Origin of the sequence: Micromonospora sp. NPDC000442, from assembly GCF_042898635.1 — a bacterium.
Lineage (GTDB): Bacteria > Actinomycetota > Actinomycetes > Mycobacteriales > Micromonosporaceae > Micromonospora.
Genome location: NZ_JBIAYZ010000018.1, coordinates 62,301 through 77,442, shown reverse-complemented (window position 1 = coordinate 77,442; position 15,142 = coordinate 62,301). Strand labels below are relative to the sequence as shown.

Annotated in this window: 9 protein-coding genes; 8 read left to right on the top strand and 1 reads right to left on the bottom strand. The window is 71.5% G+C overall.

Annotated elements, in window-relative coordinates; all coding sequences use genetic code 11:
- The first annotated feature begins 156 nt into the window (after positions 1–156).
- The gene (locus tag ACFY2A_RS24410) at positions 157–1,416 is read left to right on the top strand and encodes a PLP-dependent cysteine synthase family protein (RefSeq protein ID WP_387174841.1); all 1,260 of its coding nucleotides are present in this window, start codon (positions 157–159) and stop codon (positions 1,414–1,416) included.
- Positions 1,413–2,738, top strand: a complete 1,326-nt coding sequence (locus ACFY2A_RS24405; RefSeq protein ID WP_387174839.1) for an MDR family MFS transporter — start codon at positions 1,413–1,415, stop codon at positions 2,736–2,738. The genes ACFY2A_RS24410 and ACFY2A_RS24405 overlap by 4 nt, the downstream gene beginning before the upstream one ends.
- 931 nt (positions 2,739–3,669) lie before the next feature.
- Here the strand turns inward: ACFY2A_RS24405 and ACFY2A_RS24400 are convergent.
- Positions 3,670–4,953: a hypothetical protein gene (locus ACFY2A_RS24400; protein WP_387174837.1), complete on the bottom strand. Its 1,284-nt coding sequence runs from the start codon at positions 4,951–4,953 to the stop codon at positions 3,670–3,672.
- Positions 4,954–5,169: 216 nt separating this feature from the next.
- On the opposite strand from ACFY2A_RS24400, the gene ACFY2A_RS24395 reads away from it, so the two are divergent.
- From ACFY2A_RS24395 to ACFY2A_RS24370, 6 genes are all read left to right on the top strand, one after another.
- On the top strand, positions 5,170–5,778 hold the full coding sequence (locus ACFY2A_RS24395; protein ID WP_387174835.1) for a LuxR C-terminal-related transcriptional regulator: 609 nt from the start codon (positions 5,170–5,172) through the stop codon (positions 5,776–5,778).
- A 198-nt stretch (positions 5,779–5,976) separates the two neighbouring features.
- Positions 5,977–8,961, top strand: a complete 2,985-nt coding sequence (locus ACFY2A_RS24390; RefSeq protein ID WP_387174833.1) for a hypothetical protein — start codon at positions 5,977–5,979, stop codon at positions 8,959–8,961.
- Between the two features lie 19 nt (positions 8,962–8,980).
- Complete coding sequence (locus ACFY2A_RS24385) at positions 8,981–9,682, top strand: DUF4255 domain-containing protein (RefSeq protein WP_387174831.1); 702 nt, start codon at positions 8,981–8,983, stop codon at positions 9,680–9,682.
- A complete protein-coding gene (locus ACFY2A_RS24380; RefSeq protein WP_387174829.1) occupies positions 9,679–11,820 on the top strand; it encodes an ATP-binding protein in 2,142 nt (713 codons plus the stop codon). The genes ACFY2A_RS24385 and ACFY2A_RS24380 overlap by 4 nt, the downstream gene beginning before the upstream one ends.
- 16 nt (positions 11,821–11,836) lie before the next feature.
- Positions 11,837–13,222 (top strand): hypothetical protein, encoded by a 1,386-nt coding sequence (locus ACFY2A_RS24375; RefSeq protein WP_387174827.1) that lies wholly within the window; start codon positions 11,837–11,839, stop codon positions 13,220–13,222.
- A 23-nt stretch (positions 13,223–13,245) separates the two neighbouring features.
- Positions 13,246–15,120, top strand: coding sequence for a DUF4157 domain-containing protein (locus ACFY2A_RS24370; protein WP_387174825.1), 1,875 nt, complete (start codon positions 13,246–13,248; stop codon positions 15,118–15,120).
- Positions 15,121–15,142 lie beyond the last annotated feature (22 nt).

Genomic DNA, 15,142 nt, shown 5'->3' with positions numbered 1-15,142 from the left:
TGCGTCAGTCGAACGTGACATCACCGGCAACCTGACATCAGCGCAGAGCTCGCGCCTTGGTTCTGAAACCCGTCTGCCCTTCAGGCGTACCCGAGCCGCGGTAACGCTGTCCGCCCCCGCACACCGTCGGACGCGCCATCCGACATGCCGCGCCTCATGCTGCCCGCTCCACATCAATGCCGCTACGTCACGCCGCTGAAAGGACCCATCGTGGTCAACCTTGCTTCTATCTGTCCTGCTGACCTGCCGACACTGAGTCAGCTGATCGCCAGTTCGCCATGCCACCTGCTCGACCAACTCGTCGGTAACACCCCGGTGCTGTGGACCCCCGACATTGGCGGCTCGACGCGCGGGTTCTGGGCCAAACTCGAAGGGCACAATCCCGGCGGCCTCAAGGACCGACCCGGGCTGCACTTGGTCAAGCGCGCTCGTGAACGCGGCGACCTGCCTCCAGGCGCCCCGGTCGTCGAGTCCACGTCGGGTACGTTGGGGCTGGGGCTCGCGCTGGCAGGGATGGTGTACGGACATCCCGTCACCCTGGTCACGGACCCAGGCATGGAACCGCCGATGCGTAACCTGCTGTCCGCCTACGGCGCCCGCGTCGATGTTGTGGACGAGCCGCACCCGACGGGCGGCTGGCAGCAGGCCCGCCGCGACCGTGTTGCGGAGCTCATCAACGAACACCCGGGTGCGTGGTGCCCGGACCAGTACAACAACCCCGACAACGTCGACGCTTACCAGGGCCTCGCCCTGGAGCTCGCCGCCCAGCTCGGACGCATCGACGTCCTCGTGTGCAGCGTCGGTACCGGCGGGCACAGCGCCGGCGTCACCCGGGTGCTGCGCCAGTTCTTCCCGGGCCTGCGTCTGGTCGGCGTCGACACGACCGGTTCCACCATCTTTGGTCAGCCGGCCCGCCCCCGGCGGATGCGTGGACTGGGCAGTAGTATCTACCCGCGCAACGTCGACTACGGCGCCTTCAACGAGGTCCACTGGGTCACCGCCCATGAAGCGGTCTGGGCCTGCCGGCGGATGGCCGCCGGCAGGTACGTCACCGGAGGCTGGAGTGTCGGCGCGGTGGCCCTGGTGGCCTCGTGGCTGTCGCGCACACTGGCGGACGAGATCCGCATCGCCGCGATCTTCCCGGACGGGCCGCAACGCTACGCCGAAACGATCTACAACGACGCCTACTGCCGGCAGCACAACCTGTTGGACCGGCCCCCGGCATCAGCACCGGAGTACCTCAGCCACCCCCGCGACCGCGAGGTCATCCGGTGGACCCGGTGCAGCGCCGTGCTGGACCCCATCGCGATGGACAATGACACGGACAAGGGCGCAGCCCAGGCGGCGGTGCCACCGCCCGGGTCCGGCCGGCGGACCTCTACCACACTGGTGGATCCCGTCGGGGAGCCGGCGTGAGGGCCGCTCTGTCGCAGGTCGGCTCGTTCAACCGGCCCATCCAACTGCTTCTGATCAACCAGCTGACCATCAACGTCGGCTTCTACATGCTCATGCCGTACCTGGCCGGTTACCTGTCCAACAACCTGGCCATGGCCACCTGGATGGTGGGCCTCATCCTCGGCATGCGCAACCTCAGCCAGCAAGGCATGTTCCTCATCGGCGGCAGTCTCGCCGACCGCATCGGGTACAAGCCGATGATCCTGGCCGGGCTCGGACTACGGGTCGCGGGCTTCGCCATGCTCGGTTTCACCCAGTCGGTGCCGACCCTGCTAGTGGCCTCCGCGTTGACCGGCCTGGCCGGCGCCCTGTTCAACCCCGCCGTACGCGCATACCTGGCTGCCGAAGCCGGCGAGCGGAAGGTGGAGGCGTTCGCCCTGTTCAACGTCTTCTACCAGGCGGGCATCCTCGTCGGCCCCCTCATCGGGCTGGCGCTGCTCGGGGTCGCGTTCCGGTGGGTGTGCGTCGTGGCTGCCGCCCTGTTTCTCGTCCTGCTCGTCTTGCAGGCCCGCGCCTTGCCCTCTCGCCGTGGAACCGGCGACAAACCGCAGCAGAGCATGCTGGCGGACTGGCGGCAGGTCGTGCGGCACCGGCCCTTCCTGCTGTTCTCCCTAGCCATGATCGGCTCGTACGTGCTCAACTTTCAGGTCTACCTGGGCCTGCCGATCGAGGTCCGGCGAGTCACCGGCGGTGAGGCCGGCGTGGCGGCGCTGTTCGCCATCTCCGGGATACTCACCGTTGTCGGGCAGGTCCGACTCACCAATAAAATAAAGGCACGGTGGACACCTGCCCACGCCATCACCCGAGGGCTGCTGCTCATGGGGGCATCGTTCGTGCCGTTGGCGCTGGCTGCCGGGCTACCATCGGCCAGCACGAGCCGACCGCTCGGCTGGTTCGACTATCTGCTTGCATTGGCTCCGGTCCTGATCAGCACAGTTCTTCTGACGTTCGCCACCATGATCGTGTACCCGTTCGAGATGGCCACCATCGTCAACCTCGCCGGCGAACGAACCGTCGCCACCTACTACGGCTTCTACAACACCCTGTCCGGTATCGGCATCGCCGCCGGTAACCTGCTCACCGGATTGGCCCTGGACGCCGGCCGCAGCAGCGGCTTCCCCGCTCTGCCGTGGATAGCACTCACCGCGACCGGGATCGTCTGCGCGACCGCGATCACGGCACTTGGCAAGCGCGGCAACTTCAACTCGCAGGCAACGATTGCACCTACGGAAGCAACATCGGCCGCCGCACCGACCCGTCCCGTTACGGCAAACAGCCGCTGACCGCTGCCCAGCACTTACGGATGGGGTCGGCCTCCGCTACCGGTCGGCCCCATCCATGGCATCGCCGATGCCACACTCGCGACAGTGGTGCTTCGCGTCCGAATCGAGCGCATGGCAGCCACTCTGCCCAGCACGGTGATAGCCGGGAAGCCCGACATCTCCATCATCGAGCGACGGTTGTACCTCAGCATGGGCGAGCCCGGCTTGTCACCGGAGGACCAGACACGGCGGATGCGGGTGATCGCCGGTGCGCTCGAGGCGTACGTCGCCATCTGCGAGATCCTGCCCGGCCGAAATCCGGATCCGGCGCCTCCTCTCTGGAGGACGTGGCCTCGTGAACCGTCGCTGTTGACGCGCTTGAGGAGGACCTTTACGGACTTGGGTGGCTTGTCGCGGACTCGGCTGGCCGGGTCTTCGACGACGCGTTGCCGGCGGACGGTGAGGGTGGCCAGGTCCGGTTCCAGGTCGCGCCACTGCAGGCCGCACAGTTCGCCGCGTCGTAGGCCGGTGACCAGCAGCAGCCGCCACAGCGGGTAGAGCCGGTCATGGTGGACGTGGTCGAGGAAGCGGCGCGCTTCGGTGAGGGTCCAGACAGGCCGCAGGGCGTCGCTTTCGCGTGGACGTACTTCTTGACGATCTTGGCTACTCGTTCCCCGGAGGGGGTGGTGTCGACGTAGGCACGGTCGCCAGTCTCCTCACCGTTTTCGGTGTGGTACCCGCCGGCGGGTTCGGCGTTGTCGATGGGGTTGTTGCCGCATCCGGTGGATCCACGTAACGAGTGTCGGACGCTGCGGCCCGCGCCGGATCGGCCGGTCAATCGGTCGGTCGTGCTCGGGATAGCGCGACCGGTGCACACGGGCACTCACGTCGCCGGCGATCGCACGGAATCACACGACATCGATCACCGCGAGCCGACCACCGCCGGGGGTGATCAACCGGTGACCCGCGTCAGGGTGCCGTTGATGTAGAGCCCTTCCTGGCAGGTGCGCGGCGCGGACGCGCCGACCGGGTTGCCCGGTTGCCGGCAGGAAACGCTCAGAGTCACCCGGGCACCCGCCGGCACCCGGATCGGGGTGACCGAATGGTAGTCCTGGTGACGGAAGTTCTCCAGCGCGTAGGTGACCACCCGCACGTCGTCGGCGGTGACGGTCAGGATTCCGGTGTCCCCCTGCGGGTTGTCGACGAGGAAGTCCGTGATCAGGAGCACCCGGTTACGGGGCACGGTGTAGCTGCTCGACGCCGTGCTCCCGGGGTTGGTCCGCACCGACAGCGCGGTGGCGAACTGCCCGCCCCGGCCGCTGCCCGCGCTACCGCCGGTGGCCGTCGGTGACGGCGACGGGGGTGGAAGGGCTGCGGCGCGTTCCTGTTCGACGGCGTCCCGGGCCGCCTCATCGGCGGCCACGCCCGCGACCTCCCTCGCCTCCGTCGCCACCTGCTCGGCCCGCTCGTCGGCCGCCTCCCGGGCCGCCGACTGCACCGCGGGACGCAGCAGACCGAACCAGACGGCGAGCAGGAGCAGCAGCAACGCCAGCAGCAACGCCAACAACCTGAGCAGCCGGGCGGAGAACACCGGCTGCTGCACCAGCGTTCCGTCCAGGGTGACGGCGCCACCCGCGGATTCGGTCAGCAGGGCCCGGAACGGCAGGTGACGCGGGGCGCCGTGCCAGAGCAGCCGCCGGGCCCGGACGCCGAGGACGGCCGGGTACGGCTCGCCGGCGGCCAGGGTCACCGTGCGCGGCCGGGGTGTGAAGCGCAACTGTTCGTTCTCGTCGGCCGCGGTGATCGTCAGCGTCTCTGCGACGTTGCCGCCGTTGATCCCGGTGAGACGGTACCGCGCACCGAGCCATGCTCGGCGCACCAGCGGACGCAGCTCGGCGGTGACCTCGTGAAAGGGTGCGATGGTCAGCACGCCCTCCTCGACCGTGGCGGCCTCCGGTGCCTCGGACGGGACCACCCGGACGCCGTACGGCAGTTCCCCGGCCCGGACCTCGCCGGACCGGGGCGGCCGGACGGTCAGCGTGACGGTCTGGCTGGCGCCGGGATACAGGGAGACCCTCGGCGGGTCGAACGTCGCCCACGTGCCGGGTATGCCGATGATCTCGAAGGCGTACGCCTCGACGACGTCGCCCGTGTTCCGGACCGTCACCGGCATGTCGACGCTCTCCCCTGGCACGACCACCGGCGCAGTGTCCACCAGACCCAACGTGATGCTCATGTCCGTCGACGGTAGGCGCGGCGGTACCGCCTGCGAACCGTCCGCCAGGGAACCGGCACGGGCAGAATCCTTGCCCGTTAGGTCCACGTTAGGTGCGTGCGAAGTGCCCTCCGGCACCCTCTGCCGTAGCGCCCCGAGCGCTGGAGGTGCGACACGTCCGTACCGGAGGCAGCCGGGCGCCGACCTGTGGGGAGGCTGGAGATGCATCGTGTCACGGTGAGCGTCCATGCGGACGACCCGATCTCGCGGCTGGGAGTGGAGAGTCAACTCCGCTCCCGGCCGGACCTGTGGGTGGTCGAACCAGACCGGGAGACACCCAGTGCCGTCGCGCTGGTGGTCGTCGACGCGCTCGACGAGTCGGCGGCCGGGCTTCTGCGTCGACTGCACCGGGCCGGAGCGGTCAAACTGGTGCTGGTACCGACCAGGATCGACGATGCCGGGCTGTCCTTGGCCGTCGAGCATGGGGTGGTGGGTGTGGTCCGCCGCGCCGAGGCGAGCGCGGAACGGCTCAGTCACATCGTGCTGGCCGTCGCCCGCGGCGAGGGCGCACTCCCCGCCGACCTGCTGGGTCGGCTGATGGCCCAGATCGGTCGGCTCCAGCGGCAGGTACTCGAACCGCGCGGGCTGTCTCTGCTCGGGTTGACCGCCCGGGAGGCGGACGTGCTTCGGCTGGTCGCCGACGGCCTCGACACCCGGGAGATCGCCAGCAAGCTCTCCTATTCGGAGCGGACCGTGAAGAACATTCTGCACGACATCACCAGTCGGCTCCAGCTGCGCAACCGGGCGCACGCCGTGGCGTACGCCCTCCGCAACGGGCTGATCTGAACGACCGGGGTGGCGGCACGGGTTGCCCCGACGGGCCAGCAGCGCTGCCCCTGCTGGTGCCCGCCGGTCCGTCGCGGATGGCCGACAACCGCCACAGGATTGTCCTGGCCACCGAAGCTCGTTCACCGCACGCCTGCCGAGGTCCACTTGCGACGCATGATCGGATTGCCCGCCATACTGGCCGTGCTCCTCCTTGCCATGCCAGCGCCCACCGCCGGGTTCGTCGGCCCGACCCGGGCCGCCGCCCCCGCGCCGGGTGGGGCGGCGGCGCCCGCAGCGGCACCGAACCCCGACGTGAGCCAGCGGATCGCGTACGCCGGCACCGGGCACCGCAGCCTCGGCCGGATCCGGGGTGACGGGTCGGCCGCGACCGCGGCGCCGTGGCTCGACACCGGACCCGACCACTTCGACGACGAAGTGTCGGCCCGTGGGTCGGCCGTGACCTGGGTGAGCCGACGCGACGAGCGCACCACCGAGGTGTACCTGCGCCGAGGCACCGGGCCGGTGCTGCGGGCCACCCGGAACTCGACCGACGAGTCCCGGCCGGTGCTCTCCCCCGACGGCACCCGGATCGCGTACAGCTCCGCCGCCGGCCGCGACGACGGCGGGCACGACATCTTCGTCGTCGACCTCGACGGGAACACCCGGCGGGTGACCGACGGCACCGGTCACCACACCTGGCCGACCTGGTCGCCGGACGGCACCACGCTGGCCTTCGCCGGTCGACGTGGCGACGACACCGTCCCGCAGATCTATCGGCTGCCCGTCACCGGCGGCCCGGTCACCCGGATCACCGACGAACCCGGCGGGGCCGGCGAGCCGGCCTGGGACCCGAACCCGGCGCACCGGCGCATCGCCTACACGATCGATCCGGCCGGTCCGCAACCCGAGGTGTGGCTGACCGCTCCGGACGGCACCGGTCGGGCCCGGATGCTGCCGCCCGGCTGGCAGGCTCGGCAGGCAGCCTGGACGGCCGACGGGACGACCGTGGCGTTCGTCAGCCGCACCCTGCCCGGCGGCGGCACGACCGGGAGCGTCGACCGGGTCTACTCCGTGGTGGTCCGCGACAACGTGTGCGAGTGCGTGATGGTGCAACGGCTCGCCGAGGACCGTGACGTCAGCCACCCCACCTGGTATGCCGCCCCGGACGCCGACGCCGAAACCCTGCTGGTCGCCCGGACCAGTGCCCCCGATCGGACCACCGCCACGATGCAGGACATCCGGCCGGACGGGGTGGACCCCCGCGACCTGCGCGTGCCGGTGCTGCGGGAGGACCCCGGGGCGACCGCCGACTCACGGCTGCTCTGGGAGCCGGTCGACGGTGATCCGTGGTTCGAACGGCAGTCGTACTCCCCCGACGGGCAGCGGATCGCGGTCAGCCGGTTCGAGACGGTCGACGGCGTCCGGACCGAACGAATCTGGATCACGGACGCCGACGGTGGCCGGCCCCGCCTGCTGCCGATCACCGGGCGGGGTCGCGGCGACCGGGAGACCGACCCGGCCTGGTCGCCCGACGGCACCCGGCTCGCCCTGGTCCGCAACTCGCCTGACGACGGGTCGGGGGCACCGCGCTCCCCTTCCCGGATCGAGGTGGTCGACGCCGACACCGGGCGGCTCCTGCTGGAACTGCCGGTCCCGGACGCCCTGGCAGCGCTCGACGACACCCAGCCGGCCTGGTCGCCCGACGGCACCCGGCTCGCCTTCACCCGGGGCACCTACCGAGGCGACGCGACGACGCACATCTGGACCGCCAACGCCAGCGACGGGCTGGACCAGATCGACCTGACCGAGACGATCTGCGGCAGCGGATGCCCGGTCGTCGACGACAGCGCCGCGTTCTCGCCGGACGGCACCCGGCTCGTCGTCAACCGGGAAGCCGACGGTTTGCTCCTGATCGACCTGGACAGCGGCGGCTGTCGGCTGCTGCTACCCCCCGGTGGGGGGTCCTGCGCCGGACCGGTGCCGGACCGCGACGACGGCCCACACCAGCCGAGGGACGTGGCCTGGTCACCGGACGGCGGGCGGCTGGCCTTCTCGGCCCGGCGGGCGGCGGACAACAACTCCCCCGAGGCGCTGTGGACCTACCACCTCGCCGACGACACGGTTCGGCCGCTCACCGCCCACCTGCCGGGACGGCAGAAGGAGCCGACCTGGCAACGTCGCTTCGACGTCGCCGCCACCGTGTCCGTACCCGCGCCGGACACCACGGTGGGCGGACGGACCTCGCTGCGGCTCGCCGTCACCGACCAGGGGCCGACCGCCGCCGACGACGTCCTGGGCATCCTCCGCGTCCCGGCCGGACTGTCGGTGACCGGCTTCGACACACCGGTCGGCGACTGCTCCCTCGACACCCTGCGCTGCGCGTTGGGGCGGCTTGAGGTGGGACGTACCGTCGAGATCGCGGTCGAGCTGGTGGGCACCGCGCCCGGCAGCTTCGAGCTGGACTGGTCGGTGGAGGCCAGCCCCGTGGACACCGATCCGTCGGACAACCGTGCGACCACCACGGTACGCATCGTTGCCGCACCGCCGGGCAGCCCGCCTGATCCGGCCCTGACCGTCACGGTCAACCCCCGTCCGGGATACGTCGGCGGCACCGTCACCGTGACCTACACGGTCCGCAACGCGGGCGCAACGACCGCGACCGGCCTGCGGCTGCGGCCCGGCCTCCCCGGGGACGTACCGGTCGGCGGGCCGCTCGCCACCTGCCCGACCGACGGCTGTCCGGTGCCGGACCTGGCACCGGGTGCCGCCGCCACCGTCACCGGTGCCCTCTTGCCAACCGCAGCGCTCAACACGACCATCGTGGGCACCATCGAAACCACCGGCGGCAACGCCGATCCGGACAACGACACGACGAGCACGCCGCTGCGGGTGCTCGCCCCACGGATCGTGGCGATGCCGCCGATCGGGCCGCCCGGCTTCGTCGCCGCGATCCGAGGGGTGGACTTCCCACCCGACCGACCGGTGCGGCTCGCCTGGGACGTCGGCATCACCGCCACCGCCGCGCCGGTGCGCCCGGCGGCTGACGGCACCTTCACCGCCCAGCTGCTGGTGCTGCCCAAGGACCGGTTGGGCGCCCGGATGGCGGTGGCCACCGGCACCGGGTTCAGCCCGGTGAGCACACCGTTCCTGGTGGTGCTGCCGGCCCAGCAACCACCCGGACTGCTGCACCGCCGCTGGTGACGACGATGGGGGCGCACACGTGATACACGAGGTTGACGAGGGCCTGCGGGGGTTGGTCACCGAGGAGGCGCTGGCAGGCACCGGAGTGGACGTGTCCTTCGAGGCGCCCACCCGGGACTGGGCGGCGCGACGTAACGCGCCGACGGTGAACCTGTTCCTCTACGACATCCGTGAGGACCGGTCCCGGCACTTCCAGGGCCGGGTCGCCGAACGCGACGCGACCGGACGCACGGTCGCCTGGCACGACGCGCCGCACTTCTTCGCGTTGTCCTATCTGGTCACGGCGTGGACCAAGCGCCCCACGGACGAGCACCGGCTGCTCGCCGCGCTACTCGCCGGGCTGGTCCGGCACGACGAGCTGCCAGCCGACCGGCTGACGGGCTCGCTCGCCGCGCTGCGCCTGGCAGTACCGATGGCCGTGGCCGCGCCACCCGGCGAGGGACGTGCCCTGGCCGACGTGTGGACCGCGCTCGGTGGAGAACTGAAACCCTCGCTGGACCTGGTGGTGATCGCGCCGGTGTCGACCCGACGGACGGAGGCCGCGCCGCCGGTGCTGGAACGGACGGTCCGGGTCACCGACGCCTCCGGGGCGTCGGCGGGCCGCCGTACCAGCACCACCGTGACCCGCCGCCGCGACGACGGCGCCGATCGGGCCGGGTCCACATCACGCCCCGGGCCGGACCGCCGGCGACGGTCGGCCGGGCCGGACGCAGACCGATGACCAGCCCGGCGGGGATCTCCCACCTGCTGGGCCGGCTGGAGCTGGTCGCGGCGCGGGTACACCGACTGGTCGCCGAACGTCGCCGGGACGACCCCGACCCCGACGACCCCTTCCGCGGGCTGTACGTGTCGCCCGCCGACGCCGACCGGCTGGCGGCCGTACCGGCTCCCGCGACCGCGCCGGGCGAACCGGACGTGGCCCGGGCCCAGGCGCTGGCAGCGCTGGAGGCGGCGGCGGACCGGGACGCCACGGACGGAGCCGATCTGAGGCTGAGCCGGCTGGCGCACGAGTTCCGGCTCACCGCGATCGACGTGGAGTTCCTGCTCGTCGCGTTGCTGCCCGACGTCGAGGCCCGGTACGAGCGGCTCTACGGCTACCTCAACGACGATGTCAGCCGGCGTCGGGCGACCATCGGGCTGGCTCTGGAGCTGTGCGGGATCCCCGCGTCGGCGATCGCCGCACGGGCCCGGTTCACCGGCACCACACCCCTGGTCGGCGGCGGTCTGCTGCTGGTGGAGCAGCCGGACCTGCCGTACCTGTCCCGGTCGTTGCGGGTGCCGGACCGGGTGGCCGCGTACCTGCTCGGCGACGACGTCGCCGACGCCCGGCTGGCCGGGGTGGCCTGGCCGGTCGACAACGCCGACGGGGGTGACCTCGCGTCCCGGCAGGACGATCTGACGGGCCGGCTCGGCATGGCGCTACGCGCCGGGGTACGCCTGGGCTACCTGCGGGAACGTCCCGGTGCCGACGCCGAGGACCTGGCCGCAGGTGCGCTGGTCCGGGCCGGGTGGTCGGTGCTCCGGCTCGACCTGGAGGCGCTGGCCACCGACCCGGCCCCCGCCGACCTGCTCGCCGCGACGGTGCGGGAGGCCCGGCTGCGCGGTGCCGGTCTGGTCGCCGGCCCGGTCCAGGCACTCGACCCGGTCGGCAGGCCGGAGCACGCCCGGCTGCTGCGCCGGGTCGCCGACCAGCCGGTGCCGGTCATGCTCACCGGCACCGTCGAGTGGGATCCGCACTGGAGCAGGCAGGCACCGCTTCTGGTCACCGCCACGCCGATGGACGAGCAGGGCCGGGCCCGGCTGTGGCGGACGGCCAGCGGGATGCGCCACGGGGCCCGGCCGTCCGGTTGGCTCGACGGGGTGGACCCGGTGCGCGAGCTGGCGCCGTACCTGCTCGGCCCGGACCAGGTGCGGCGGGCTGCGCAGGCCGCCGAGCAATTGGCGGTCTTCGTCGGCGCGGAGCGGGTCGACGCCGGTCACCTGCGGGCCGGGGTACGCGGGCAGAACGCCGGTGGCCTGGCCCGGCTGGCCCGGCGGATCGAGCCCGGTGTCGACTGGTCCGACCTGGTGCTCCCCGATTCGGTCCACGACCAGCTTCGGGAGCTGGCCCTGCGGGTGCGGTACCGGGACCGGGTGCTGGGCCGGTGGCGGATGCGTCCCGGCGGTGGCCGGGGTCGGGGCGTGCTGGCGTTGTTCGCCGGCGACTCGGGCACCGGCAAGACGATGTCGGCGGAGGTGGTCGCCGCCGACCTCGGCCTGGACCTGTACGTCGTGGACCTCTCCACGGTGGTTGACAAGTACGTCGGCCAGACCGAGAAGAACCTAGAACGGATCTTCACCGAGGCGGCCGGCGTCAACGGCCTGCTGCTCTTCGACGAGGCGGACGCGATCTTCGGCAAACGGTCGGAGGTGAAGGACGCCCACGACCGGTACGCCAACATGGAGAGCGCCTACCTGCTGCAACGAATGGAGTCCTTCGACGGCGTCGCGGTGCTGACCACGAACCTGCGGGCCAACCTGGACGAGGCGTTCACCCGGCGGCTCGACCTGATCGTCGACTTCGCGATGCCGGACGTCGCGCAGCGGCGGGCGCTGTGGGACCGCTGCCTCGGCACCGAACTGCCCCGCGCCGACGACCTCGACCTGGACTTCTGCGCCCGCAACTTCGAGCTGGCCGGCGGCAGCATCCGGGCCTGCGTGGTCACCGCCGCGTACCTGGCGGCGCAGGCCGACCGGCCGGTGGGCATGTCCGACCTGATCGGCGCGGTGCAGCGGGAGTACCGCAAGCTCGGCCGGCTGCTGCTGGACAGCGAGTTCGGCGCGCACCACCCGCGCGGGGAGCCCGCGCGGGTCCACTGACGGCAGGAGGACCGCCATGCGAGCGCTCGATCCGTCCGATCGAGACGTCCCGGCCCATCCAGCCCGGCCGAGCCAGTCCGGGACCGACCCCGCCGCGCAGACCGGGGCGGTGGCCGCGTTGCTGGCTCTGCACGGCCGAGCCGGCAACGCCGCGGTGACCCGGCAGATCCAGCGGCAGCGCTCCGGCCGCGACACCTGCGAGGGGCACGCCCGCCACGAACACGGCGGTGGGCATCGACCCGGGTCGGTTTCGGGCCTCCCGACGGTCCAGCGGGTGACCGACGACGAGCTGCACCGGGAACCGCCCGGCCCGTCGGTGCAGGTCCGTGGCCCACGCCGGTCGTTCTCCAGCCGGCGCGCCAGCGCTCAGGTGGACCGGCAGACCTGGGAGCAGATGAGCAACGCCTACCAAGCGGTCACCGGGCAGACGCCGGTCAAGGAGCGGATCAGCCTCGACACCGACCTGACCTCCCTGAGCGAGATGAGCCCGCCCGTGGCCGGCCACCAGCTCGGCACCGCGTTGACCAACGTGGCGCAACACGTGGGTATCTCGCTGGTGGGCGGTGTCACCGGTGCCCGCAGCAACGCCGAGATGATGGAGGAACTGGGTCGCCGGGATCCGGTGTCCCGCCCGTACTGGGAGGCCCAGGACGCCCGGGACCAGCGGCTGGCCGGCGACGCGGTGACCCGGGCCGCGCGGTACCAGCAGGGGTCCGGCGCCGAGAACGCGCAGGCCCGCCGGGACGCGACGGCCGGGATGCTGCGGGGTATCCCGATGCCCGCGGCCGACGCAACGGACATGCTCCTGCTGGCCAATGACGGTCTGGTCATCGGCGGGCCGCACTACGCGGAACCGTTCTTCGCCTGGGTCAACGACCACATGGCGCGGCTGCGCCAGAACGGTGTTCGGACCCTCTACCTCGAGGCGATCCGGGACGACGTACACCAGCACCTGGTCGACTCGTACCTGAGCACCGGGGTGATGAGCCCGGAACTGGTCAACTTCTGCAACACCTACCAGCGCGGGCACGCCGTCGACCTCGCCGCGTTCCTGGAGACGGCCCACGAGACGGGCATGCGGGTCAAGGGCACCGGTGGCCGGCCCGCTCGTCGCTTCGGCACGAACATCCACCGCCGCGCGGTCATGCAGAACACCTACGGCGAGCAGGTGGTCCGGCGGGATCGCGCACAGTCGGTCGCCCAGGGCGAGGACCCCGGCAAGTACCTGCTGCAGGCAGGCGAGGCGCACGCCCGTACGCACGACAACACCCAGCCGACCCCGACCGTCGTGGGCGGGGCGGCCCTGCCCGACCAGTTCCCCGGCATCAACGAGTTGCTCGACGTCCCCGCCGTACGCCTCGAGGACAACCTCGACGGCAGCAAGCGCCTTCGCCCCGTCTGACCCTTGGCCACAGGAGGACCGCCGTGCGCGCACACGATCCGCCGGAGCGTGACGCTCCGAACCGGCACACCCAGCCGACCCGACCGGGGACCGGCACCGCACCGCTGACCAGCTCGATGGCCGCGATACTGACCCTGCAACGCCGGGCCGGCAACGCCGCGGTGACCCGGGCGGTACAGCGGCAGCGCTCCGATCACGGGCACTCCGACCACGAACACCACGACGAACGCCGACCCGAGGCACAGCCGGTGCAACGCTCGATCGTGCACGACGTGCTGCGCTCGGGCGGCACCCCGCTCGCCGAGCCGGTACGCCGGGACATGGAGGCCCGCCTGGGTGCCGACTTCTCCGACGTACGCCTGCACACCGACGCACTCGCCCAACGCTCGGCGGCCGAGATCGGCGCGCGGGCGTACACCTCGGGCAGCCATGTAGTGATCGGCCAGGGTGGCGGCGACCGGCACACCCTGGCCCACGAGCTCACCCACGTCATCCAGCAACGTTCCGGCCCGGTCGCCGGCACCGACGTGGGCCACGGCCTGCGGGTCTCCGACCCGGGCGACGCGTACGAGCGGGCGGCGGAGGCGAACGCCACCCGAGCGCTGGCGGCGCCGCACCCGCAATCCGGGACCGAGGCCGTGGGTGGCGACGGGAGAACCGTGCAGTGTGCGCCGGAGGCACGGAGTCCGGCCGGCCCGGGTGGTGGATCCCCCGTGCCGGTGCAACGCTGGGCGTGGGTGGACGGCACGCGGGTCGATCCGGACGAAGCCGGCCTCAACCCACAGATGCGGGCGCTGGCCAGCGACGAGCTGGTGCACCGCTACGAGGACCTCGACGAGTTCAGGGACCACGCCGCCGGCCGCAGCGACTACATCGGCAACCTCCCCGCCGACTCGACGAGCCCCAACACCTGGGTGCGCTTCCGACCTCCCGGCACCACCAACCTCATCGGCGAGGACCACACCAAGGTCACGCTTGACGAGATCCTGCGGGCCGTCGGGGCGCTCGGGTCGAAAAGCTTCAAGTACGAGCCGTTCGCGGTCGACAAACTGCGATCGGGCTCGGCGATGAAGGCGGCGTACAAGAAGGAGAACACGCTCCGCTTCGCCCAGTTCGGCATCGAAGGGGAGTCCGACAAGCGCAGATTCGGCGCGGAGTCCCTGTATCCGAAGATGGGCGACGCGCTGACCGGATTGCTGCCCTACCTCAACGGCGTCGGGCGTATCGACGAACTCAAGAGCGACTCCGGTGAGTACGCTGGACAGCCGTACCAGCGCTACCTCAAGATCGCCTGGGGGTACGGCCTCGACGTCGTCAACGAGCCGACGCTCATCGGCCTGGCCAAGAGCAAAGAGTCGCGGGACGCGACGAAGGCGCTGAAGGCGGCGATCGAGCCGAACCGCGACAAGCTCGACCAGTTCATCAACCAGCTAACCGTGGACGGCTATCTGGGCGACGCTCTCAGCTCCCCGGCCGGTCAGGATGTCCTGCCCGCGCTCCGCCAGTTCTGCGCGGAACTCGTCAAGGTGCTCCTCCTCAGGGTCAACACCGACGAGAAGCTGGAGAAGGACGAGAAGGAAGACCTGGCGGGCATGTCCACGGCCAGCACGGCGGAGCAAGGGAAGCTGTTCGCGGAGTGGCGCGACCTGCACTTCCTGCACGCCGTGCAGGAGGCGGTCCGCTCCGGTGTCCGCTACGTCGGGATGGGTCGTGATCACCTCGACTACATGATCCCGGCACGTCGTCCCGACGGCACGTCCGCCTACGACATGATCACCAAGGATCTCGCCCGCTTCGAGGAGGCCACCCGGACGTGTGAGGAGCTGGCGCGGGGTACCGCGGCAGCGCCGGTGACCCGTGGCACGGGCCCTCGGGATCCGTACGCCCTCGACTTCTAGTGCGGTGTCCGGGAACGTTGGC